The 23,505-nt window shown below is 69.1% G+C and carries 19 protein-coding genes; 7 read left to right on the forward strand and 12 right to left on the reverse strand.

Annotated elements, in window-relative coordinates; genetic code table 11:
* The first annotated feature begins 543 nt into the window (after positions 1-543).
* A complete protein-coding gene (locus ABD335_RS02345) occupies positions 544-1,497 on the forward strand; it encodes a pirin family protein (RefSeq protein WP_344320330.1) in 954 nt (317 codons plus the stop codon).
* The gene (locus tag ABD335_RS02350; RefSeq protein ID WP_344320331.1) at positions 1,494-2,018 is read left to right on the forward strand and encodes a carboxymuconolactone decarboxylase family protein; all 525 of its coding nucleotides are present in this window, start codon (positions 1,494-1,496) and stop codon (positions 2,016-2,018) included. Before ABD335_RS02345 ends, ABD335_RS02350 begins: the two co-directional genes overlap by 4 nt.
* A gap of 436 nt (positions 2,019-2,454) precedes the next feature.
* On the opposite strand, the gene ABD335_RS02355 is transcribed toward ABD335_RS02350, so the two are convergent.
* The 4 genes from ABD335_RS02355 to ABD335_RS02370 are packed head-to-tail and all read right to left on the reverse strand — an operon-like array spanning position 2,455 to position 6,260.
* Complete coding sequence (locus ABD335_RS02355; RefSeq protein WP_344320332.1) at positions 2,455-3,888, reverse strand: FAD-dependent monooxygenase; 1,434 nt, start codon at positions 3,886-3,888, stop codon at positions 2,455-2,457.
* A complete protein-coding gene (locus ABD335_RS02360; RefSeq protein ID WP_344320333.1) occupies positions 3,888-5,093 on the reverse strand; it encodes a DUF6545 domain-containing protein in 1,206 nt (401 codons plus the stop codon). The genes ABD335_RS02355 and ABD335_RS02360 overlap by 1 nt, the downstream gene beginning before the upstream one ends.
* Before the next feature lies 1 nt (position 5,094).
* A complete protein-coding gene (locus ABD335_RS02365; RefSeq protein ID WP_344320334.1) occupies positions 5,095-5,652 on the reverse strand; it encodes a toxin-antitoxin system, toxin component in 558 nt (185 codons plus the stop codon).
* Positions 5,649-6,260, reverse strand: coding sequence for a transcriptional regulator (locus ABD335_RS02370; protein ID WP_344320335.1), 612 nt, complete (start codon positions 6,258-6,260; stop codon positions 5,649-5,651). Before ABD335_RS02370 ends, ABD335_RS02365 begins: the two co-directional genes overlap by 4 nt.
* Positions 6,261-6,611: 351 nt before the next feature.
* On the opposite strand from ABD335_RS02370, the gene ABD335_RS02375 reads away from it, so the two are divergent.
* From ABD335_RS02375 to ABD335_RS02400, 5 genes are all read left to right on the forward strand, one after another.
* Positions 6,612-9,491, forward strand: coding sequence for an SAM-dependent methyltransferase (locus ABD335_RS02375; RefSeq protein WP_344320336.1), 2,880 nt, complete (start codon positions 6,612-6,614; stop codon positions 9,489-9,491).
* A 509-nt stretch (positions 9,492-10,000) separates the two neighbouring features.
* Entirely contained in the window at positions 10,001-10,921 is a 921-nt protein-coding gene (gene dapA / locus ABD335_RS02385; protein WP_344320337.1) for a 4-hydroxy-tetrahydrodipicolinate synthase, read from the forward strand.
* Positions 10,918-11,577 carry a cytidylyltransferase domain-containing protein gene (locus ABD335_RS02390; protein ID WP_344320338.1) on the forward strand — a complete coding sequence of 220 codons (660 nt, stop codon included), beginning with the start codon at positions 10,918-10,920 and terminating at the stop codon, positions 11,575-11,577. Before dapA ends, ABD335_RS02390 begins: the two co-directional genes overlap by 4 nt.
* 144 nt (positions 11,578-11,721) lie before the next feature.
* Positions 11,722-12,903 (forward strand): M20 family metallopeptidase, encoded by a 1,182-nt coding sequence (locus ABD335_RS02395; protein WP_344320339.1) that lies wholly within the window; start codon positions 11,722-11,724, stop codon positions 12,901-12,903.
* Between the two features lie 77 nt (positions 12,904-12,980).
* A complete protein-coding gene (locus ABD335_RS02400; protein ID WP_344320340.1) occupies positions 12,981-13,760 on the forward strand; it encodes a helix-turn-helix domain-containing protein in 780 nt (259 codons plus the stop codon).
* Between the two features lie 63 nt (positions 13,761-13,823).
* On the opposite strand, the gene ABD335_RS02405 is transcribed toward ABD335_RS02400, so the two are convergent.
* The 8 genes from ABD335_RS02405 to ABD335_RS02440 form a co-directional block, all read right to left on the reverse strand.
* On the reverse strand, positions 13,824-14,993 hold the full coding sequence (locus ABD335_RS02405) for a pyridoxal phosphate-dependent aminotransferase (protein ID WP_344320341.1): 1,170 nt from the start codon (positions 14,991-14,993) through the stop codon (positions 13,824-13,826).
* 70 nt (positions 14,994-15,063) lie between these two features.
* On the reverse strand, positions 15,064-16,662 hold the full coding sequence (locus ABD335_RS02410) for a thiamine pyrophosphate-dependent enzyme (protein WP_344320342.1): 1,599 nt from the start codon (positions 16,660-16,662) through the stop codon (positions 15,064-15,066).
* Positions 16,659-17,711 carry an SDR family oxidoreductase gene (locus ABD335_RS02415; RefSeq protein WP_344320343.1) on the reverse strand — a complete coding sequence of 351 codons (1,053 nt, stop codon included), beginning with the start codon at positions 17,709-17,711 and terminating at the stop codon, positions 16,659-16,661. Before ABD335_RS02415 ends, ABD335_RS02410 begins: the two co-directional genes overlap by 4 nt.
* A gap of 1 nt (position 17,712) precedes the next feature.
* Positions 17,713-19,044, reverse strand: coding sequence for a phenylacetate--CoA ligase family protein (locus tag ABD335_RS02420; RefSeq protein ID WP_344320344.1), 1,332 nt, complete (start codon positions 19,042-19,044; stop codon positions 17,713-17,715).
* Between the two features lie 47 nt (positions 19,045-19,091).
* Positions 19,092-20,330: an N-methyl-L-tryptophan oxidase gene (gene solA, locus ABD335_RS02425; RefSeq protein WP_344320345.1), complete on the reverse strand. Its 1,239-nt coding sequence runs from the start codon at positions 20,328-20,330 to the stop codon at positions 19,092-19,094.
* Positions 20,327-21,223, reverse strand: coding sequence for a methyltransferase (locus ABD335_RS02430; protein ID WP_344320346.1), 897 nt, complete (start codon positions 21,221-21,223; stop codon positions 20,327-20,329). Before ABD335_RS02430 ends, solA begins: the two co-directional genes overlap by 4 nt.
* Positions 21,216-22,055, reverse strand: a complete 840-nt coding sequence (proC, locus tag ABD335_RS02435) for a pyrroline-5-carboxylate reductase (protein ID WP_344320347.1) — start codon at positions 22,053-22,055, stop codon at positions 21,216-21,218. The genes ABD335_RS02430 and proC overlap by 8 nt, the downstream gene beginning before the upstream one ends.
* Positions 22,056-22,199: 144 nt before the next feature.
* On the reverse strand, positions 22,200-23,087 hold the full coding sequence (locus ABD335_RS02440) for a TauD/TfdA dioxygenase family protein (protein ID WP_344320348.1): 888 nt from the start codon (positions 23,085-23,087) through the stop codon (positions 22,200-22,202).
* Positions 23,088-23,505 lie beyond the last annotated feature (418 nt).

A 23,505-nucleotide genomic window follows, 5' to 3' on the forward strand; every position in this document is an offset into this window, starting at 1 on the left:
GGTGGTGCGGATCGCCGCCGCCCTCAAGGCCGGCCTCGCCACCGCCTGACCCCCCTTCGGGCGCACGCCCGGCCCCGGCGCGCCGACCGCACCGCAGGGCGCGGTCGGCACGCCCACCCCACGTCCACGGCGACGCGACGGGCGGGCCGGCACGGCGGCGAACGCGCCCTCACCCGGTCGGCGAGCAGGCTTCTCCCTCTTTTACCGAGCGCGTACCTGGGTACTCCCGCCCCGAACCCCACACCGCGACGGCCGCGGGCATCCCGCGCTGCGCGGCCCCGGCCGAAGGAGGGCGATGACCGACACCCGACGAGTTCCCGCTCCTTCCGGTCGGCTCGCCCGGGTCGAAGCCCGACGGCGCCGTCGTGACGGTATTTCCCGACCGGGTGACCGGGGCCCCATCGGCGCGGCGGACGCCGACGGCCCGGACGCGTCGGCGCCGCACACACGCCCCGCCGCGAGGCATCGGAACACGCCCCGGACCCCGCAGGAAACCCGCCCGCCGACGTGCTCGGCGCACGAGACAGAGAACGAGGTGCTGTGATGAGCGGACCGGTCAGTACGGTCGACGCGCCCCCCGACCTGGCCGACACCGGCCACCCCGAGGCGCCGTGCGTGGAGATCGGCGACAGCCGCGAGGCGACGGTCGGACGGATCCGCGTCCGCCGGGCGCTGCCGCGCCGGGGCCGCCGCACGGTCGGCGCCTGGTGCTTCGCCGACCACATGGGCCCCGCCGACGTCACCGAGGACAGCGGCCTGGACATCGGCCCGCACCCCCACATCGGCCTGCAGACCGTCACCTGGGTCACCGATGGACAGGTGCTGCACCGCGACAGCCTCGGCTCCGAACAGGTGATCAAACCCGGCCGGCTCAACCTGATGACCGCCGGCGACGGCGTCTCCCACGCCGAGGAGGCCACCGGCCACTACCGCGGCACCCTGGAGGGCATCCAGCTCTGGGTGGCGCTGCCCGAGGCCACCCGGCACGGCCCGGCCGCCTTCGAGCACCACGCCGAACTCCCGCACGCCGACCTCGACGCGGGCGCGGGCGCGGCCACCGTCCTGGTCGGGGAGTTCAGCGGCGCCACCAGCCCCGCCCGGCACGACACCCCGCTGGTCGGCGTCGACCTGGACCTGCGCGCCTCCGCCACCGTGCCGCTGCGCACCGACTTCGAGTACGCCCTCGTGGTCCTGAAGGGAGCCGTCGCCGTCCACGGCCGGCCGCTGCACCCGGGCCGGCTCGGCTACCTCGGCGAGGGCCGCGACGAACTCCGCCTGGAGGTACGCGAGCCCACCCGCGCGATCCTGCTCGGCGGCGAGCCGTTCCCCGAGCCGATCGTGATGTGGTGGAACTTCGTCGCCCGCACCCGCGCCGAGATCGACGCCGCCCACGCCTCCTGGGCGGCGCAGGACGACCGGTTCGGCCGCGTCCGCTCCGCCCTGCCCCGGATTCCCGTCGCCGCCCCCCACTGGCAGCGGGCCGAGGGGGAGCGATGACCGAGTCCTGGGACGGCGGCGCCCGCGTGTGGATCGACAAGCAGAGCCCGCGGGCGTACCGGGCGCTGAACGAGGCCGCCCGGGCCGTGCGCGAGACCGCCGCCGAGGCCGGACTCGACCGCTTCCTGGTCGAGTTGGTCAACATCCGCGTGTCCCAGCTCAACGGCTGCGCCTACTGCCTCCACGTCCACGTGCGCGCCGCGCTGCGCCGCGGGGAGACCACCCAGCGCATCGCCGTCCTGCCCGCCTGGCGCGACACCGACCTGTTCACCGACAAGGAGCGGGCCGCGCTCGCCCTCGCGGAGTCCGTCACCACCCTGCCGGACGCCCGCGTCCAGGACCAGGACTACGCCGAAGCCGCCCGGCACCTGACGGCGGAGGAGATCTCCGCCGTGGCCTGGATCGCCATCACCATGAACGCCTTCAACCGCCTGTCGATCGTCAGCCGCCACCCCGTGCCGCGCCAGGCGCCCGCACCGTCCGGCGCCGATGCGCGCCCCACGGAGAGGAACGCCACATGAGCACCGCCACATGAGCACCGCGGTCCGCGACAATCCGCCGGGAACCGCCACGAGTTCCACGACGACGGACGGCCGGCGGGCTTCGCCGCCGACGAGTTCACCGACCGGAGGATCGCCTTCGCCTCCCCGGGAACCTCCCGGAGCGCGGGCGTCGACACATCATTCGGCCTGATCAAGCGGCACGTCGGTGCGGGCGAGCGGGCCGCGGTGCCACCGCGTGACCGTGTCCGGGCGTACCGGCGGCAGGAGTCGGCGCGGCTTCTCCCGGGAGTGGTGGGCCCTCGTGAGGGAGGTGGTGGAGCAGGCCGTGGTGCCGTCCGCGTCTGTGCACGGGAAGGCAGCGGAGTGGTCCGGCGAGCGCGGCTCGAGGCCGGTCGATCAGGGCATCCGCCCGGGGGAAGGTGCATCGGCCCCCGCGGGCCGGGAGATCGGCGGGTCAGTCGGCCGTGGTGGCCACTGCGGTGGACATGCCCGCGGCGGCCAGTTCCGCGTCGGTGAGGGGTGGTCTGTCGAGCCGGGGCTTGAGCGGGCCGGCCACCGCGGCGACCAGCACGCGGGGGTCGCCGAGGACGGAGGCGGGGCGTTCGAGGGACGTGACGTCGGTGATGCGGCGGGCGATCCGACCGTTGCCGGTGGCGGTGTAGAGAAGGCGATCGACGTAGCGGGCCGCGATCCTGTCCCCCAACGTGGGGCCGTGCTCGGATGCGTCCGGGTAGAACACGTCCTGACCGACGGCCAAGAGCCATGCCGCGTTCACCGGCCCGGCCACCGCCTTCTGGATGCGCCGGGCCAGACCGGAAGTTCCCCATCCGCGCTCTGCGATCGTGTCGCGCATGGCGACGGCGCTCTTGGCCACGGCGGACATCCCGTGGCCGTAGGCGGGGTTGTAGGTGGCCAGGGCGTCCCCGACCACGACGAACCCCTCGGGCCAATGGCGCATCCGCTCGTAGTAGCGGCGGTGGTTGGCGGTGGCGTGGGTGAGGGAGACGTCGGTCAGGGGCTCGGCGTGGGCGATGAGCCGGCCGACGATCGGGTGCCGTGGCTTCTCCAGCGCGAAGGTCTCGAAGGCATCGTTGTCCCGGACCGGTTCACCACCCCTTGTGCCGAAAACGGTGACGATCCAGCGCCCGTCCTCGATGGGGAGCAACACGGCCCCTTGTCCGGGGGCGCGCCGTGGATCGGCCTGGACGTTGACGACCGGGAAGTGGCCGAGAGCGCGGACCGCGGCGGGGGCCAGGAAGGTGCGGCTGGCGTAGACGAGGCTCGAGTCGACCTTCCGCTGCTGCGGCGTGGGCAGGCCCAGGTCCTGGAGCCAGGAGGATGCGCGGGAGGCGCGGCCGGTGGCGTCGACGATCAGATCCGCGGTGAGCCGGTCTTCGGTGCCGTCCGGTCGGCGGACGCGGACTCCGGTGACCGCGGCTCCGTCCCCGAGGAGGCCGAGGGCCTCGGTGTTCTCCCGGATGGTGACGCGGACCCGTTTGCGGACCTGCGTGCGGACGGCCCAGTCGAGGAGGTCACGGCTGCACAGAATGGTGTGGTGGGACTCGCGCCAGCGACGGAACCATCCCTGGGGCGAGAGGATGACCATGTCGGTGGGCACGGGCTGACGGTGGGCTCCCTGGGCCTTGAGCAGGTCGACGGTGTCGGGCAGGAGCGTCTCCAGGGCCTTGGCCCCGCCGGACCACAGTTGGTGGGCGTGCCTCGCCTGTGGCAGCCCCCTGCGAGGTTCGGGGCCTTCGGGGAGGGTGTGGCGCTCGACGACCGTGACGTGCGCGAAGTCGGCCAGAGCGGCGGCCGTGAGCATTCCGGCCAGGCTGCCGCCGAGGACTATCGCGGATCTCGCGCGGTGGAAGGCGGGGTCGTGCTGCATCAGGTGTCGGTGCTTCCTGTACTGGCCGCATGCCGGCGGACCGTCACGGTGAGGGGGTGGTGAAGGGCCTTCGAGATGGCGTGGATGTCGCCGAGTAAACCCACCGGTGAGGAGCCGGCGTCGCGGCTCGGGGAAGTCGTGCGGGTGTCGAGGGCCGCGGCGATGGTCACCGCGCCGGCGATACCGTTCGCTTCCTCGGCCGTGGCGCCCTGGCGCAGTGCTTCCTCGCGGGCCCTGTCCCACAGCTCTTGGTCGAGGTACGGCTCCAGTTTCAGGATGCTGTCGCGGATGCTGGTGTCCCGGCTGGCCAGGGCGAGGTAGGAGCTCGCCCGGGGGCCGGGGGAGAAGCCGGCGAGAGCGCCGGCCTCGTACAGCAGTCGGTGCAGCGGCTCCAGCCGCCGGTAGGCGGCCCTGGCCTCCCACCGACCCTGGAGGTCCTCGCCCACGTGGGGGAGGAGGAAGCCCAGACCGATGAGGATGGCGCTGAGCGCTCCGGAGACCGGGGCGGCCGCGGTGCTGAGCCAGTCCAGGTCGTGGCCGGTCCAACGGGCCACGACCGCGGTCAGTTTGAACGCGTCGAAGACCAGGTTGGCCACGTAGCCGGTGCCCAGCAGGAGCAGCCCGCTCAGAAGCCAGCCCTTCACTTCGTACTTCCCGGAGACCAGCCAGCCCCAGATCAGGAAAGAGGTCACGGTGCCGGCCGCGGCGTGGGCCAGCAGGTAGAGAACGATCAATTCCCGGGCGTACGGGGTGGTGGCGTAAAAGGTGTCGAAGTCCCGCACCCGCTCGACGGGGATGTCCGCGGCCGCGAACAGCACCCACAACGCGAGGGTGACCGCCGCGTAGGCGGCGGTCACCCTCCACAGCGCGCGCCGGGCCTTCTCCATGCCGCGTTGCCACGCGATGATCAGCAGCAGGCAGGAGAAGGAGAACAGGGCGAGGAGGGTGTAGACCCACGGCGCGGCCAGGTTCGGCACGCCGGTGACCCGGTTGACCCAGGCGATCATCTCCGGTGTCACGAACACGCACACCGCGACGGCCAGTACCAGCAGGCCGACGACGGCTCGTAGCAGCGGGTCCGTCCACAGTCTCGTTCGCAGCGGGTTCGTCCAGAACCTCGCCCGGGTGAGGAGCCGTATCGCCAAGGCGACGGCCAGGAAGACGGCCGGCACCCGGTAGTCGATGTAGTCCTCGTAGGAGTCCATCTCAGCGTGGCCCGAGCGAGGTCTGTATCCGGCCCACGAGCCCGTCGCCCGGATCGGAGCGGGGGCCCCGGGCGTCGTCGGCCACGTACGGCAGGAGCAGGCCGCCCACGGTTCGGCCGAAGCGCTCGGCGTCGTCTTCGAGAGCGTTCGGAGCGTGGTCGCGTGCCACCGCGTGCAGCACCTCGTCCAGGACGTCCTCCATGTCGCCGGCCTCGCCCAGCAGCCGGGCGGCGACGGCGGCACCGTCCACGCAGTGGCCATGGCCGTCCTGTGTCAGGTGCCGCAACTCGTGGCCCACGGCGACCACCTGTTGCACGCCGGTCGTGCGGCGTTCCACGAGGACCATGTCGCTGTCCTCGCGGACCAGGGCGAGCCCGGTGACCGTGCCGGGAGGGAAGTCGACGAACCGCAGCACGATGGGACGTCCGTCGCGCAGTCGGCTCATCGCGCGGCACATCTCCTCGCACAGCCGCCGAGAGGGCACCGGCCCGCTGAGCTGGTTGGTGACGGCGCCGGCGAGCTTCCTCGCCGCCCGCTTCGTACTCCAGGACGTGTTCACCGCTGCGGCTCTCCTTCACCGAGAGCGAGATGGAACCGAATGATGGCGGCGAGGCGCTCCTTCTGGTGTCGAGTGAGGGGATTTCCGCTGTCGGTGCGAGCGTGGACCTCCCGGATGCCGAACTCCTCCATGAGTTCGGCCAGAGGGTCGCTCTCCAGTTCGTCGAGGATCGGGCCGAGTTCCCGGATCACGGCGTCGACGGCGGAGTCGGTGAAGAACGCCACCGGCACTCCGAAGTAGGTCGACAGCGCCTTGAGGTGCGGAACGTTGGGGCACTTCTCGCCTTGCAGCAACTGGCGGGCCCAGACCTTGGAGACGCTCAGCCGGGTCGCCACCTCGCCGATGATCGTGGCCTTCTTCCTGTCCTGGCCCTCGTGGCGCTTGGCGTACAGGAACCTCACCCGGTCGCGGGTGATCTCGTCCACCTCCGACTCCGGCAGCGTCCCGCCCTCGAGGAGGGCGCGGACCTCCTCCACGGTCAAGCCGGTGGCGTTCGACAGCTTGTCCGGGTCCACAACATCCTTGCGGGCAAGTCCCCTGTCCTTCAGGAGCGCGCTCAGGCGCGCCAATATGTCGCGCAGGGTTTCGTAGGGGTCGGTTCTGGACACCGATGCCCTCCAGCCGATTGTCGTGAGTTGCCAGCCGAGAGTACGACCCGACGCGTGATCAAGGCCATCCTCCGCGAACGATCCTTGCACAAAGGGCAAGGAACGTGACGACGGATCGAGAGCGTCAGCACTTCCGTGACCAGGGAAGACGCTGGAAACTATCGTTTTCCTCGGCGAAACTATCGTTGACACCGCATCAGGGGCATAGCAAGATCCGACCGCGGGGGAACACCGTCTACGCCTGCGGCGGCGCGACCCCTTTCCTTGCACGGCCGACCACGCCTTCGACGGGTGCCGTCCGACGGGCCGACCGACCCGGGGACCACACCGCAGAGGGACACGGCGCCGTTCATGCCGAGGACCGGGGAGCTGGACATGCTGACGTTGGAGGAGCTCACCACAGGGGCGGACGCTCTGCTCCGCGCGGCCGACAAGCCCACGGCGGAAACCGGCGCCGACGGGGACACCTCGGCCCGGCCGGTCACGCAGGCGGTCGAGCAGGTGGAAATGTGCGATACCGACTGGCGTCTCCGCAAGGGCACCCCGCGCATGCGCAACGCACTGGCCGTCGTTCCGACGGCCGACCGGCACCTGCCCGACGATCCACGGTCGGCGCTGCGAACCCTGGCACGGCAAGGAGTCGTCGCCGTCGTCACCGCACCGGCCACGACACCTCCCGACCCCGCCCTGCCGAAAGCCGCGCAGGAGGCGGGAGTGCACCTGTTGGTCCCCACCCGCCCGTGCACCGCTCCCGAACTCCTGGGACACCTGCTGCGGCGCCTGGCCGACGCGTCGCGCGACAGCATCGAACAACGGGATCGCCTGCTGGACCTCTCCGCCCGGTTATACCGCCAAGGGGAAGGACCGGGGCCGCTGCTGCACTGGCTGAGCGCTCGGACCTCCAGCCGGGTGACCGTCCTTCCCGCACGGGACGACGGGACATGGGCGGATCTGTCCGAGCACGCGCACGTGCTGGAGCGGCTCGCCGCCGGCGAGATGCGGAGCGCGGCCGTGGAGGCCGGCGGCCGCCACGTGCGGTTGCATCCGATCGGCTCCGAGCCGCCGCACCGGGTCCTGGCCGCCGTGCGCGAAACCCCCTGGCCCGGACGCCACAGCACGCTCATCGCCCACGCGGCCGAACGGATCGCACTCCTCCAACAGCCCCTGGTGCTGCGGGTCCGGGAGAGGCGGCTGCGGCAGACGGAAATGGCCGTGAGGATCAACGTGTTCCAGCACTTGATGGCCGCCGACGTGGTGCGGGCGACCCGAACGGCAGCGCCGCTGTCTCTCGACCTGTTCGACGCGGACGCCTGCGAGGTGGCCGTGATGAGCTGCGCACCGGGCGAGGAGAGGTCCGCCGTCGTCGCCGCGTGTGACAGGGCACTCGACCATCGGGGCCTGGTGGTGATGTGCCCGGTCGAGGACACGCACGTCATCGTGGTCCGCCCGCAGGCGGGGAACCGGGCCGACACCGCCCGCCCACTGAAGCCGGTGGTGGCCGCCCACCGGCAACGAGCGCTGGGCGTCAGCCCACCTGCCCCGTGGACCGAGGTCGAGTCCGCCTACACCATGGCCTTCGACGCTCTGGTCAAAGCCCAGCACCAGGACGATCGGACGTGGGTGGTCGACGATGCCGCGCCACTGGCTCGACTGCTGCCGGCACCGGCACGGGTCTGGGCGGCCGCTCTGCTGAGCCCGCTGAGGGCCCTACCGGAAGCCGACCGACGCGAACTGTGCGACACCGCCCGTCTGGCCCTGATGTTCGGGGCGAGCCGAGCGGCCAGGCTCTCGGTGAGGAAAGAGACCGAGGCCGTCCGGACGGGGGCGATCCCCGGGACCGCGAAGGCACGTGGAGCGTTCGACGAACTCGGCCGGAACACCATCGCCCGAAAACTGAGCGAGGCGATGGACCGAGTGGGGCTGGACCACTCCCGGCTGGGACATCGCGCCGTGATGGACCTGGCGCTCAAGCTGGACGAGGCCGCCTCGCTCCCCCCGAACACGGCCGTCCCCTCTCTGGTGGAGATCCTGGCCGAACCGGCCGCGCGCGACTGGGCGGCCAGGCTCCTGGCCCCCTTGGAGGACCTCGACTCCCCTGCCAGGCACCTGGGACTGCTGGCCACCTGGGCGGAGTGCAACGGCGCGGTGCAAGAGACCGCGGCGGCACTGGGACGACACCGCGACACCATCACCAGGGGCCTGACGGAGATATCGGCGGTGGTCTCCCGGCGGCTGACCGAATCCGGACACGGCCAGAACGACGTCTGGCTCGCTCTGGCGACCGACACGGGCGGAGGAGATCTGCTCGACACGCTGCCGGCACGCGCGGTGTCCCCGCCCGGACGCGGAGAGCCGACCCGTGCCGGAGTGCGCACGCACGACACGCCCGTGGTCGTCGCGGACGGGCCCGGCGCCCGGAAGCCCCCCGTACCGGGGACGGCTTCCAGCGCACGGATCTACAACGCCGTGGGCGGCGGCAAGGACAACTACCCGGCGGACGAGCGGATCGCCAGAGAGATCATGAGCATCTGGCCGGAGGTGGGACAGGCCGTGGCCGCCAACCGGGCCTTCATCCACACCTCCGCCCGCTGGCTCGCCGAAGAGATCGGCATCCGCCAGTTCCTCGACATCGGCGCCGGCATCCCCACCCCGAACTCGCCCAGCCTCCACGAGACCGTCCAACGGATCGCGCCGACCTCACGAGTGCTGTACGTGGACAACGACTCCACCGTGCTCGCCCACGCGGCCACACTGCGAAGCGGGTCCCCGGAAGGTCGCACCGACTACCTCCACGCCGACGCCACCGACCCCGACACCATCCTGACCTCGCACGAGTTGGCGAACACCCTCGACCTGAACCGGCCGGTCGCCCTCTACCTCTGCGCGCTGCTGCACCTCATCGGCGACGACCAGAACCCCCGGGAGATCGTGCGACGCCTCACGACCGCCCTGGCGCCGGGCAGCTACGTGGTGGTCAGCCACGCCACCCCCGACGCCAACCCGCACCTGATGGACCGAGTCGCCGAGGTCTACGCCCGCGACGGCCGGGTCAACGCCCAAGGCGTGCCTCGCAGCCGTGCCCGGATCGAGCACTTGCTGGGGGACGGATTGGAACTGGTCGAGCCCGGCATCGTGTCGGTCCACCGCTGGCGGCCCGGAGAGGAGGCCGAGGCCGACCTCCCCGACAGCGTCGTCAACTGCTACGCGCTCGTCGCTCGCAAGAACCGGTAGCGCGGTTCGAACGAGCCGGCCGACCTGCGCCGGCCGGGGGAGAAGCCGGCGCCGGCCGACCGGTTCACCCCGCTCGCGTCCGCCGCGATTTCCGGTACCCACGCGCGAAGGGCGCCTGCCCGGCCGGAACACCGAAATCCTCCCGCCCCGGGCCGGGACGGCCGCAAGAACACCGCCCCACCCCGCACCACGACGTGCATCCGGTCCGCAAAACGGACACGGCAAAGCGGCGAACGAAGAAGTCGACACCTTCACGGCCTCGCCGCTCAGGTCGAAGATCAAGTGGGGTGCCTTGCAACGATTTCGATGAGTCGGTACGAATCCGACTCAACGCGGCCGCCCGAATGGTACGCTGCCGCGGCGGGTGATCAGCGCCCGACTGTCGACAGCAAGGGGGACCAGCCTGCCATGAAGCACGTCGTTGCCGTGAGAATCGCGTTAACCAAAAGGCGGGGCAAGAACTCTCACTCCTTGCCGGGCAGCATGTTCCTCGAGCAATAGGTTGCGCCGTGACGATCGATAACCTGCCGCTCAGCGGCGTATATCTGCCACTCGTGACGCCCTTCTTCGAGGGCGAAGTCGATTACGACTCGATCGAGCGGCTGTTGGCCCGCTATCGGGGGTCGGGCATCGCCGGGCTCGTACTGCTCGGCACGACCGGCGAGTCGCCGGTCCTCTCGTCCGACGAGTCCGAACGAATCGTCGACTTCGTGTCCACCGTCCTCCAAGGGTCGCTCCTGCTGTATCTCGGCGTGAGCGGCAACGACACCAGAAGCGTGGCGGCCACGGTAAAGCGCGGCAATCGGCTCGCCGTCGACGGGTACCTGATCACAGCCCCCTACTACAACCGTCCGACGCAGAGCGGGCTGATCGCTCACTTCGACGCCGTCGTCTCGGAGACCGACCGCAACGTCATCGTGTACAACATCCCGTACCGCACGGGCGTGAACATCCACAACGATTCCTTGTTCGAACTCGTCGATCGGAACCCCCAGATCGTCGGCGTCAAGGACTCGTCCGGCGACATCAAGCAAACGCTCGAACTCCTGCGAGAGAGCAGGGATCGCTTGAGTGTGCTCGCCGGTGAAGACCACCTGTTCTTCACGTCGGTGGCCCTCGGCGGCGCCGGCGGTATTCTGGCTGCCGCGCACATCGAGCCCGAGGCGTTCGTCCGGGTCTTCGACGAGCTGCGGAAGGGCGACGTCCATGCGGCGTTGGCCCAGTGGGACCAGCTCAGCCCATGGATCCCCCTCTTGTTCGGCGAACCGAACCCCGCACCGCTCAAGGTCTGGCTGGCGGATCAGGGGTACGTGCGGTCGCCGGAGTGCAGGCTTCCGCTCAGTGCCGTCTCCCAGCGACTCGTGGAGGAACTGCGGCGCCGGCTTCCTCGGGAAGTCGACTCCCTCGCGGGGGAGGGGAGCAGATCGTGAAGTACGTCATTCCCGCCAAGCGCTCGTCGAGCAGAGTGCCCGACAAGAACTACCGCCACTTCGCGCAGGGCAAGTCGCTGCTGGACATTCTCGTCGCGAAGTTATCGCGCCTGGCCGAACCAGGCGAGGTGTACCTCTCCTCCGAGGACGAGTCGGCACGCCAACTGGCCGACAAGTACGGGGCCACGTTCCTGCCGAGAGCCAAACACCTCACCGAAAACTCGTACCCGTTCCAGTCGGTGGTCAACGAGGTCTGCAAGCAGCTCCCGGACGACGACGATGTCATGTGGTGCCACGCGACGGACCCGTTCTTCGACGAGCACGAAGCGGTTCTCACGGCTTGGCAGGACCGCGATCCCGCAGCCTCGGACTCGATCGTGGTCGTCTATCCGATGCGGGATTATCTCCTCGACGGGAACTTCAACCCCATGGGGTTCGGGTTCGGATCCTGGCACCGCCCCTCGCAGGAGCTTCCGACTTTCTACCAACTCGGATTCACGTGCTCGATCATGACGAGGCACGTCGCGACGCATCTCGGACTGGTGGGCGCGCAGCCAATGTGGTACCAGGCCACGAACCTGACCATCGACATCGACACCCAAGCCCAGTTCGACTTCGCCGCTCGACTGTACGAACTCGGTGACGCCCCCTCCTGAAATCGCTTCGCCGGGGCCGCACTCGCGCATTCTCGTGGACGGGCCGAGCAGGAAGTTTCCTGCTCGGCCCGTCCGTCATGTGCGGGTGGCTCCGGGGATTGAGATCTCCTGTCGTCACCAGGGGATACATGCGATAATCGCGGAATGGATATAGACGGCCAAACGCTGGCGGAATCAGTCGCCGAACTGGTCCGTATTCCCAGCGTCAACCCGCTCCACGCCGGGCCGCGAGCCGAGGAGCACGGTCCGATCGGTGAGGGCGCGATCGCGCTCCGGCTCGCGGAGCGATTCGACAAGTGCGGCGCCGACGAGGTCGTCCTGGACGAGGTGTTACCCGGCCGACCCAATGTGTACGGGCGATTCCGCGGGCGGTCCGACCGACTCGTCGTGGTGGACGTCCACACCGACACCGTCACCGTCGAGCACATGACCGACCCGCCGTTCGACGGGCGCATCGAACACGGCAGCGTGTGGGGCCGCGGCGCCCTGGACACCAAGGCCACCCTGGGCGTCGTGCTCGCCATGCTCGACGCGTGGCACCGCGACGGGCTGCGGCCCGAGCCGACCCTCCTGCTCGTCGGCTCGATCAGCGAGGAGGCCGGGGGGCTGCTCGGCGCGACACGGTTCAGACCGTGGGCCGAACAGCAGGGCCTCCGGATCGACCAGATGCTCGTGGCCGAACCGACCGAGTTCCGCCCCGTCCACGGCCTGAAGGGCCTTGTGCTCATCGAGGTGACAGCACGAGGCGCAGCGGCCCACTCGTCGCGTCCCGACCTGGGGGCGAACGCCATCGAGGCGATGGCGCCGGTGATCGCCGCCTTCGTCGCCGAGCACGAACGGCTCCAGAGCCTCCCGCCTGCCACCGAGCTGGGAAGCGGGACCGTATCGGTCACCCGGATCTCGGGCGGCACCGGCGGCAACGTGATTCCCGACCGGTGCTCGATCTCCGTGGGGCGGCGCATCGTCCCGGGCGAGGACCCCGGCGACGTATTGGAGCGGATGTCGGCGATCGCGCGCGCCGCCTGCCCCGTCCCGTGCGAGATCACCTCGCTCTTGCCGCTCAGGCCGGACGGCAAGCCCGGGTCGCCGGCGTTCTACCAACGCCCTGACACCGGCTTCGTCCGGTTCCTGGCACGGGCTTCCGGAACCGACCCCGCGGTCGCACCGTTCGGGACGAATGCCCTCCGGTACTCGGGCCTGGCCAACGAACTGGCGATCTTCGGCCCGGGTTCGATCGACCACGCTCACCAGGCCACCGAACGGATCGCCGTCGCCGACCTGGTGCGCCTCGCCGACGTCCTCGGAGCCTGGCTCTCTCCGGCCTGAGCAGGCACCCACGTGCACACGGAATCCTCGCCACTGTCGGGGGCGACGATGGACAGAGACGAACGAAGGGGGAAGAGATGGCGACCGCCACGGCCGCGGAGACGATCGAGCGTGTGAAAGAACCGGTCCAGCAGTTCACCCGGGGGTGGATGCTGGCGAGTTCGACCGACGCGTACGGCATGGAGCTGGGATTCGCGTCCGGCAGTCAGTTCTGGGTCGTCGGCCGTGCCGGCGTACTCGGCAGCTGTCCGGTCGACGTCGCTGCGGCGGCGATCGCGTTCGAGCCCCTCGAAGAAGTACGGAAGGCATGGCTGGGGGTTCCCGAAGGCCTGACGCACTACGACGTCGCGCTCCGCTACAAGGACCTCATCACGGCATGGGGCGACCGAGTCCTCGAGAACTTCGACCACGACACCCTCGACACCATCGACGTGTTGGGGCGTCGGATCGTCGATGCGGCACCCGCCGCACTCGGCGCGCTCTTCACGGGATGGCGGCGACTTCCGGTCCCCGACTCGCTCCCGGGCCGGGCCGCGCTGACGATCCATCTGGTGCGCGAGCTGCGGGGCGCCGCCCACATCGCCGCGATCCTGGCGTGCGGTCTCACGCCGCTCGACGCCATTCTCGCCGCGACCCACGAGCCACCGCGCACCGGACCCGGCTACGCCGAGCGCATGGGATACAAGGGGCCCTTCCGGGACCCGGACGAGGTCCGAGAGCAACGCATCGAGGCCGAGAAGCTGACCGCGTCGATCATCGTGCCCTACTTCTCGACCCTCGCCCCGGAGGAGCTCGCACTCTTCGGCGAGGCCGTCGAGACCACGTGCACCGCGGTCGACGCGAGCGCCGGCGCGTAGCCGGCTCCAGGTGGTCCGCGCCGTTTCCGCGGCGCGGACCCGCACGTCCGCTCCTCAGGCCCGTCAGACCGCGGAGATGAGGCGGTCGAGCGCAAGCTCCAAGCGTTTCGGGTCCTGGGCGAAACAGATCCGGAAGTAGCCGTCGAATCCGGGCCCGAACGCGGAGCCGGGCGCGATTCCGACGCCGGCGCGGTCGACGAGCTCCTCGGCGAAGGCCAGGGAGTCGTCCACGTCGGCGATACGGAAGAACGAGTAGAAGGACGCCGGAACCTCCGGCGCCATGATGCGTTCGTGGCCCTTGAACGCGTCCGCGACGATCCGGCGGCCGAGCGAGCAGCGCTCCAGCATCTCGCCGACGAACGGCTCGCCGTCGTGGATCGCCGCCACACCGGCGTGCTGCACGAAGGTGGCCGACCCCGTGCTGTTGATGGCACTGAGGTTGCCGACCTGGTGAGCCAGGCCGGCCGGGTGCACCAGCCAGCCCAGCCGCCACCCGGTCATGGACCAGGTCTTCGAGAAGCTCTGGACCACGAAGAGGGCGTCGTCCTCCGCGGCGACCTCGAGGAAGGACGGCGTGGCGACCGACCCGTCGTAGACGATCCGGTTGTAGACCTCGTCCGCGATCACCCACGTTCCCAGGCGCCGTGCCAGGTCGAGGAGTTCACGCTGCTCCCGGGAGGTCATGGTCCAGCCGGTGGGGTTGCCCGGCGAGGCCACGAAGATCGCGCGCGTCCGATCGTCGCAGGCGGCCTCCACGCGGCCGAGGTCGAGCGACCAGGCCCCGGTGTCCGCGTCCAGCCGGACGAACCGGACGGACGCCCCCATGGCCTCGACGGCGATGACGATGTTCGGCCAGACCGGAGCCACGACCACGACGTTGTCGCCGGGCTCCACCAGGCACTGCAAGGAGATCATGATGGAGGTCATCCCCGAGGACGTGGCCGACAGCCGCTCCAGAGGGACCTCGATGCCGTGCGTCCGGCGGTGGTAATCCTGGATCGCCTGGCGCAGCGGCGCGACTCCCCGCCGATCCGCATAGGTCGTCTTGCCCTGCGCCATGGCGAGCTCTGCGGCTTCGCGCACGACCGACGGCGTGGGCAGGTCCGACTCCCCGAAACAGAGGCTGATGGCGTCGGGGTACTCCTGACAGAGACGCGCGATCCGCACGATCTCCTGAGTCCGCATGTGTGCCAGGGCCGGGCGAAAGGGTGGGACGTTCTGCGAGGCGGACATGGCGGTTCTCTCCTTGGCGGCTGGGGGCGCCGTCCGGTGAGGGCCGGACGACGCATCGCGGTGGGGGCTGTCACCGAACTCGCGGCAGGCGGATCAACGGCCACGGGTTCGGCATGTCGCCGACGGGAACCTCGATCACCGTCGGCGTCCGCGGGCGGGCGAAAGCCCTCTCGATCTCGGTCTTCAGTTGTTCCGGGCCGTCCGCGCGGACACCGACCGCGCCGAACGCCTCGGCGAATCCGACGAAGTCGGGGTTGTGCAGTTCCGTGGCGATCGTGGAGTCCAGGAACTTCAGCTGCGAACGTTTGACGTTGGAGAAGGAACCGTCGTTGAAGACGACGGCGACGACCCCGATGCCGTGCTGGACCGCGGTCGCCAGCTCCGCCGCCGTGAAGAGGAACCCTCCGTCACCCGAGATGGACAGGACCGCCCGCTCGGGATGGGCGATCTTGACGCCGAGCGACGTGGCGAAACCGAAGCCGAGGGCCCCGACATAGGTGGGGAGCACATAGGTCGAGGGCCTCAGCACCGGGAACGCCACTCGCGCGACGTAACCCACCTGGGTCATCTCGTCGACGAAGAAGCCGTCTTCCGGGAGGGCGCTGCGCATCGCGCCGACGAAGTCGACCTGAGGGGTCAGCCGGGCGATCTCGACGTCCACGCCGCGCCGCGCGTCCGCCGCCATGGCCAGCCACTCCTCCCGCTCGTCCACCGGCTCCAGCCCGTCCAGCAGGGCACGGACCACTTCCGCCGCGTCTCCCACGAGGGACACCTCCGGCGAGGAGACCCGATGGATCTCCTCCTCGTCGAGGTCGACGCGGATGATCCGCAGGCCGTCGACGCCCCACTCGACCTGCGGCCTGAGGAGGCGCGTCCCCACGGCCAGGACGACGTCGGCGTGCGGCCACAGCCGGTGGGCGACGGGCAGGGAGACCGACAGCTCGTGCTCGTCGCTCACGATCCCGCGGCCGCCCAGCTCTGTCGTGACGGGCGCCTTGAGCGACTCGGCCAACGCGGCGATCTCCGCCGACGCCCCGCGTGCTCCGCTGCCGACGAAGACGATCGGAGCACGTGCGGAGGCCAGGGCCGCCCGAGCCGCCTCGATCGCGTGGGGACCCGGGGGCCGGGGCGCCGGCGGTGCCACCCACGGGTCGGGCGAGACAACCTCCGCGGCCAACACGTCGGTCGGGATCTCGAGCGCCACGGGCCGAGGGCGGTGGTGCCGCAGGCGGTGGAAGGCCTCGTCGAGCGCGCTGGTGGCCCCGCCCGGCTTCTCGACCCGGGCCGCCCACCCCGTGAGGGACTGGAGCACACCCAGCTGGTCGGGTATCTCGTGCGGAATACCCAGGCCGCGATCGAGCAACGGCGTGGCGATCTGGGCGGTGACGCAGAGAACCCGGGCGTCACCCGCGTAGGCCGTCGCCAGCCCGGTCGTGGAGTTCAGCACACCCGGCCCGGAGATGACGGTGTACACGCCGACTCGCCGGCTGGATCGGGCGTAACCGTAGGCCATGAACGCCGCGGCCTGCTCGTGCCGGGCGTGCACCACCCGGATCCCGGTGTCGGCGAGCGCTTTGAAGACGGGGTCCAGTTGCTCGCCGGGCACGGTGAAGACGACGTCGACGCCTTCGTCGACGAGTCTCGCGACGAGGTGCTCCGCGACGTTCACAGCGTGCTCTCGGCGTCGATGAACCTCGTGAGTTCGTGGAAGGGGAGGGAACGCTCCGGCCCCACACTCCGGACGAACCGCTTCTCCCTGCGCAGGTAGTCGGCGAAGAATTCGATCCGCTTCGCGAAGAAGCGCTCGAGGGTGGAAGGGTCCTCGAAGGCGTCGTCGACGATGAAGAGCCGATCCTCCAGCCCGAGCAGTTTCAGCATGTAGTCCGTGAACTCGCCGACGGCGGATTCGGATCGCGCGCTCACGTGGTAGATGCTCCGGCGCGGCGTCGTCAGCTCGGCCTCCACGATCGCGCGGGAGTCCTCCACGACGTGGTCCACCGGGATGAACGAGATGCGGGTGCTCCGGTCCGCCGTGAAGCGGACGGACTCGTCGGAGTCGCCGAGCATCTCCCTGAACTTGCGCAGTTCGCTCAGGTAGCCGTAGAGGCCCGTGTAACTTCCGCTGGGCCGGTGGTCGTGGGATGTCCCCACGACCACCGAGGGGCGCAGGATCAGGCTCCGCGGTCCCCCGAACTCGGCCACGAGGTGCTCCGCCGCGTTCTTGCTCTCCTCGTAGACGTTGCTGAACGCAGGGGGCCGGTGCAGCGCCTCGGGAACGTCGCCGTGCAACGTTCCGCAGGTGTACGCGGTGGACACGTACACGAAGAGGTCCGCACCGAGACTCGCCGCCAGTTCCAGTGCGTGCCGGGTGCCGTCGACGTTGGTCCGGAACACCCGCTCCCGCAGCCCCCGCCGCCACTGCAACGAAGCCGCGAGGTGCCAGAAGACGAGCGGCCCGTCGCCGCGCGGGGTGGAGCCGGGCGCGACCCCGCACAGCGGCTCGGTGAGTTCCGACTCCACCACGGTCATGCGCCGCCGGTCGTGAGCGAGGTCGTGCCCGGCGACCTCCAGCGCCTTGTGGACGCGTTCGACGGCCGAATGCCGCGAGTTGCCGCGCGCCAGCGCGTACACGCTGCCGGTCGTGTCGTCGGAGAGGAGGTCGGCCAGCAGGTGGCTGCCGACGAAGCCGGTCGCGCCGGTCAGGATGTGGTCGGTCATGTCAGATCGCCTGCTCGACTGCTCGGGCCAGATCGGCGGCGGAACGGACCTCGATGTCGTCCGCCTCCTGAATGCGCAGATCCTTGATGCGGGCCGTCTTCCAGCTCACCCAGCCGCCGGTGGCGCTCTTCAAGTCGAGCAGCGGGTGGCTCCTGACCTCCGCGGGGACGCCGAACGCGGTCGTCAGCCGGTCGGCGACGAGCGCCTTGAGCTCCTCGTGGTCGGCGCCCTCCTTGGCCTTGACCCGCACGAGCACCCGGTCCTCACCGCCCTCCGAGTGCACCTCGATCTCGTACCCGTAGATGAGTTCCGGGTCGGCCAGGACGACGTTGTCGATCTCGGCGGCGCTGCGCTTCCTGCCGCCGATCTCGGTCATGTCCTTGACCCGACCGAGCACCTTGACGGTCCGATGCCCCGAGGGGTCCGGGGCGATCTCGACCAGGTCACCGGTCCGGTACCTGATGAGCGGCTTGAGGCCGGGCACCAGCGTGGTGAGGCAGAGCTCGCCGTAGCCCTCGAACCCCAGGGTCGTCTCGGTCTCGAGGTCGAGGACTTCCAGCAGGTAGGTGGGCTCGATCGCCGCCACCGTGCCGTCGGCCCGCGTCACCGCCGGGCAGCCCGCCTCCTGGGAGCCGTACATGAAGTTGTAGACCTCGGCGTTCCACGTCCCGGCGAGCAGCTCTCTCATGCCGTCCGAGCACATCTCCCCGGTGGTGAGGAGGACTTTGACGGACAGGTCGTCCGGCACCTCCACGCCGTATGTCGAACTCATCTCGGCCAGCGCCATCAGCAAGCCGGGCGAGCAGAGGATCATGTTGACGCGCAGCTCGACGAGGACCTCGAAGAACCGGGCGAACCCGAGGGTCGGCGTGATCGGGAACAGATCCAGCTTCGCGATGCCCAGCTGCTTCGCCGCGAAGGACAAGCTCAGGCAGGCCGCGTGGACGTCGTTGGGGGCGACCACGGCCAGGACGGGACGCTCACCGCCGTCGGTGAAGTGCTTCCGCACGATCCGATCGAGGGCGTGGGCGAGGGGCAGCACATTGAGGTCGAAGTCGATCGCAGCCCTGGGACACGGGGTGGGGCGGCCGGTCGTCCCCGTCGTCTCGAAGTAGAACTGAGCGTCGGCCACGGTCCCGCTGAGCATGTCGTGCAGGGCTTCGCGGAGGTCGTCCTTCGTCGTGTAGGGGATCTCCGCCAGGTCCGCGAGGTTCTCGATGTCGAGGTTCGCGCCCGCCAGTCGCCGACGGTAGAAGGGCGACTTGTCGTAGACGTGGCCGAGCACCGTCCGGAGGGCCGAGGTCTGCCAATCGGTGAGTTCTCCCGAAGTCACCTTCCCTTCGTTCCAACGCGTCATGAAGTCAACCCATGGAGCGATAGTCACGTGTCAGGAATCTCTCTGTGAGTGGCGTCGGCCGAGTTCCCGGCTGCGCCAGAGGTCGGTCGGGGTCCTGGTCGTTCGGGGGCGAATGCCGAGACGTCCACCGTCGAACGCCCGTCGATCGCGAGTTGCGCGAGCACTTCGCCGATGCCGGGGGCGAACTTGAAGCCGTGCCCCGAGCAGGCGCTCGCGTAGACAACGCCGTCCATTTCCCGCGACCGTCCGATGAGGAAGCTCTCGTCCCTCGACATCGTGTACACGCAGGAGGTACCGCGTCCTGTGCTGTGCACCCCGGGCAACAGCGCCTTGATCGTCCGCCACAGTTCACGTCGTTCCGCGTCGGTGGGCGGACGTCTGGCACCGTCGACGTCCAGGGGCGACAACTGCCGGTTGTGGAAGCCGAGTTTCAGTCCTCCATCGACGGATCGCCACTTGGGGAGTCCGTAGACGAGCGTCCCTTCGGCGTCCTCGAAGAGGAAGACCGGAAACCGCCCGGGCAGGTGGTCGCGCTCGCACGATTCCGCCACGTCGAACTCGTAGACGGGGATGCGCATCGGTGTGACCAGGGCGCCGATCTCGCCGGGCAGGAAATCGCCGATCCAGCCACCGGTCGTCAGCACGACTGCGCCGCAACTCACCTGCCACCCGTCGCCGAAGACCGTGATGGCGTCGCCGGCCTCGGGTTTCAACGAGCGGACGGCTTGACCGTGGACCATGTGCGCTCCGCCGGAGGCCGCCCGTGACAGGTAACCGAGCCGTGCTCGATCGGCGAAGAGCATCAGTGCATCCGGCTCGTAGACGGCCACTGCGTCATCCCGAACGTGGAAAGCGGGAAACCGACGGGAGATCTCACCCGCGTCCAGGTACTCGTGGTCGATCCCGCATCGTGTCGCCGTCTCACGCGAACCTTGGACCAACCCCGAATCGGGGGGACCGACAAAGAGGCCGCCGGTCTTCAAGGCGATCGTGTCGTGGGTCGCGTCGTTCAGTTCCATCCAGCCCGCATAGGACCGGTTCAACAGCGGGACGTACTGCTCGCCCTCCCAGTACGCGCGGCGAAAGATACGCGTCTGGCCGTGCGAGGAACCCAAATCGTGTAGCGGCCCGTGAGCCTCGACGCCCAGGACTTTCATCCCCCGTTGACTGAGATGAAAGAGTGCCGATGCTCCCATGATGCCCAGTCCGATGACCACGACGTCGTAGGCGGGGCGAATGGCCGGGGTGATCGCGCCGCTCATGGGAGACGAGACGATTCGAGGCTCTGCGACGACAAGGGATCTGTTGCCGGAGCTTTCACGGTGACCTCGGTGATTTCGTAGAACCAATGGATGGTCTCGCCCTTGGTCACGTAGGTTGCCGCGTACTCTTGGCGGCCCTGTTCGAACTGGGCGAGCAAGGAGTTGCGCATCTCCAGCCACTCGTCCGTGTAGAACAGCAGCGGAAACTCGATGCGTTCCAGCAGCCGAGAATGGAGAGTGGACTTGTCCCGCGGTCGATGCGTCGAACGCGAAGCGTCGAAGATGTCGGAGATGCCGAGCAACGAGTTCAGGCCGACGATCGCGCGTCCGTTGTCCGCCAGGTGCTCCGGCAGTTGCTGCAAGAATCGCAGAAGGACGCTGTCCCCGTAGAACATTGCCTCGAGGTTGAGCGAGCTCTGTTTCCTGTCCAGTTCCGCCTTGAGGAGTTCGGACGGGGCGCGCCATCCCGGGGGATTGAAGACGATGAGGTCGAAGAGTTCCTCTTTCCCGGTCTCGGAGCCGGGGAACAGGTCGCCGTGCCAAAAGTCGATGACGGAGTCACCGAAGTTCTCGAGTTCGTTCTGCTTGGCAGTGGAAACCGCCGACGCGGAGATGTCGATGGCGGTGACCGACTTGGCTCCCATGTTGCGCAGCAGCAGTGCGATCGCGCCGCTTCCGGTGCCGATTTCGAGAATGCGGCCGGCGATCTCGCTCTCGCGGAGGTTGCGGACCAGATGGTCCCCCAGCGCGAGACCGGCTCGGCTGACGCGGAACGTCCCCGGCCGGTCGAGCAGGCGAAAACGGTGTCCGAGGTCGAAGCATGCCTCGTAGGTCTCGCAAGCGAGCTCGGAGACCGCGGCGGCACCACTACAGTCGTGCGGTCCTTCAGTCATCGATCCCACCGAGGCGTGCGCCCGCGCTCATGGAGGAGGCAAGCTCTCGTGAACGCTGCGCGGACGCGGTGAGCGCGGCTCGGACGGAGTCCTTCAGTTCGGCCGCGTCGAACGAGGCGATCCCGCGCTCTGTTGTGCCGTTCGGTGTCATCACCTCATGGCACAGCTGCATCGGCGGCTTGCCGCTCTCCGCTATCAACGTCGCGGTTCCGCCGAACACCTGGACCGCCATCTCACGGCCGGCCGCCTCGGTGAAACCGCGGGACACGGCGAACTGACAGAAGGCGTCGACGATGTAGCTGACGAACGCCGGTCCACCGCCGCAGATCGCCGTGGCATCGTCGACCAGTTCCTCGGTGCCGACTCTGAGCACCCTGCCAATGGACCTCAGCAGCGCGTCCGCCTGCGAAATCGTTCCCTCCGACACCGCCGGGTCCGCGAAGTAGACCGACATCCCCTCGAAGACCTCGGACGGAGTGTTGGGAATCGAGCGAACGACTTGCGAGGTGCCCAACGCCCTGGCAATGGAGCCGGCAGTGAGGCCCGCCATCACCGACAACACAGGCGTCTCCGGCGTGAACTTGTGGCGCTCGGCGCCGGCGAAGTCGTCGAAGACTTGCGGTGGGATGGCGAGAACGACGAAGTCGCCTTCGGCGACCTCCAGTTCAGAGGAGATCGACAGTCCGTCGATCTCGGATAACGCCTGGCGTCGCTCGGAGCTGGTCTCGACGACGACGAGGTCGCGGCCGGCTGGTCCGCCGAGAAGTCCTCGGACGATCGCAAGCCCCATGTGGCCGCAGCCGACGATGACCAGGCGCGCGGCGGTGCTCATAGCTGAATCCCCCGTGCTCATGGCTTGATCCCCTTGTGTCGCAGTTCCGGGGTGTCGCGACCGATGTCGAGAAAACGTCCCGAAAAACCGCGTGCCAGCCGGGTGCGCGTGGGCCGACCCCACGTGCACCCGGCGCGAGAAGGTCTACTGCGCTGTCGCCGGTTCCGCCTTTTCGAACGGCGTCTCGATATCGGAGACCGTCGTTCGATGCAGGACGCGGCGCTGCGTGAGGTCGTACGGCCGACCGCGGTGCATGGTGCAGCGGTTGTCCCAGAGCACCAAGTCGCCGACCTTCCAGTGATGGGTGTAGACGAAGCGTTCCTGGGTCGCGAATTCGATCAGTTCCTCGAGAAACGCCCGTCCCTGCTCGACAGGCCAGCCGATCACGTGCGAGGCGTGCGAGGCGAGGTAGAGACTCGTGCGACCGGAATGCGGGTAGAAGTCAATGAGCCTCTGTGGCACCGGTGGCAGCGTGGTGGCGATGTCGCTGTTGAAGTCGTCGAACCCGGACTTGCGCCGCGAGTGGGCGATGCTGTGCTCCGCGACGAGCCCGGCGAGTTGGCTCTTGCGCTCGTCCGGCAGTGCGTCGTAAGCCGCGCGCATGTCGGCGTACTGCGTCTCTCCACCGGTCGGCGGGACCTCGCGAGCCGACAGAAGCGAGCATTTCGATCGCACTGCTTTGAAGGAGCTGTCGGTGTGCCACAACTGGTTTCCCAGGTTGTACCGAGTCAAGCGGTCGGCGGGGTCCAGAATCCGTCCCTCGTAATCGAGGTTGGAAATATCGGTCAACTCGTTCCGCAAACGCAGTGCCGTCCCGGCGTAGTTCGGGGCCGTCTCGAGCGGCCCGAAGCGCTTGCTGAAGTCGATCTGCTGCTCGTCCGTGAGCGGCTGGTCGGGAAAGACCAGAACCGCATGGCGTGCAAAAGCCGCGTCGATTTCGGCGAAGACGTCGTCCGGAACGGGCCGGCTCAGGTCGACGCCCGTCACTCTGGCCGCGAATAACGGACGGAGCGGCTCAATTGTAATTGCCATGTATCCCCCCTAGGAAGACTTAGGGGGCACTGGTGTCGCCCCAGTGCGCCTTAAGTCTGATGATCAGGCTACTACACATGCTCGCCGCGAGGTAACCCCTTTGTGTCAAGGCGCAATTTCGATCTTGTGTGAAGCGGACTGTCCGGCAGATGATCAGTCAAAGAAAGGCGCTTCTGACCAGCGAGAATTAGGATTGTCGAGGCTCTTGTTCCCGCCGTCGTCGGAGGCGTTTTTCGGGTGGAGAAGTGTTGGTCCACTCCCACTCGGGCAAGCGGGACGCGGACCCGACATGGAAGAGGACCCACGGCCGCGCCGTCGTGGATCTTCACGTGGACCGCGGGGACGAAGGCCGGCGGATGGACGGCGTCGAATCGTCCTTGGACGGGCGTGACACCGAACGCCGTGCAGTTCCACCGAG

This window comes from Streptomyces macrosporus, assembly GCF_039533145.1.
GTDB classification, from domain to species: domain Bacteria; phylum Actinomycetota; class Actinomycetes; order Streptomycetales; family Streptomycetaceae; genus Streptomyces; species Streptomyces macrosporus.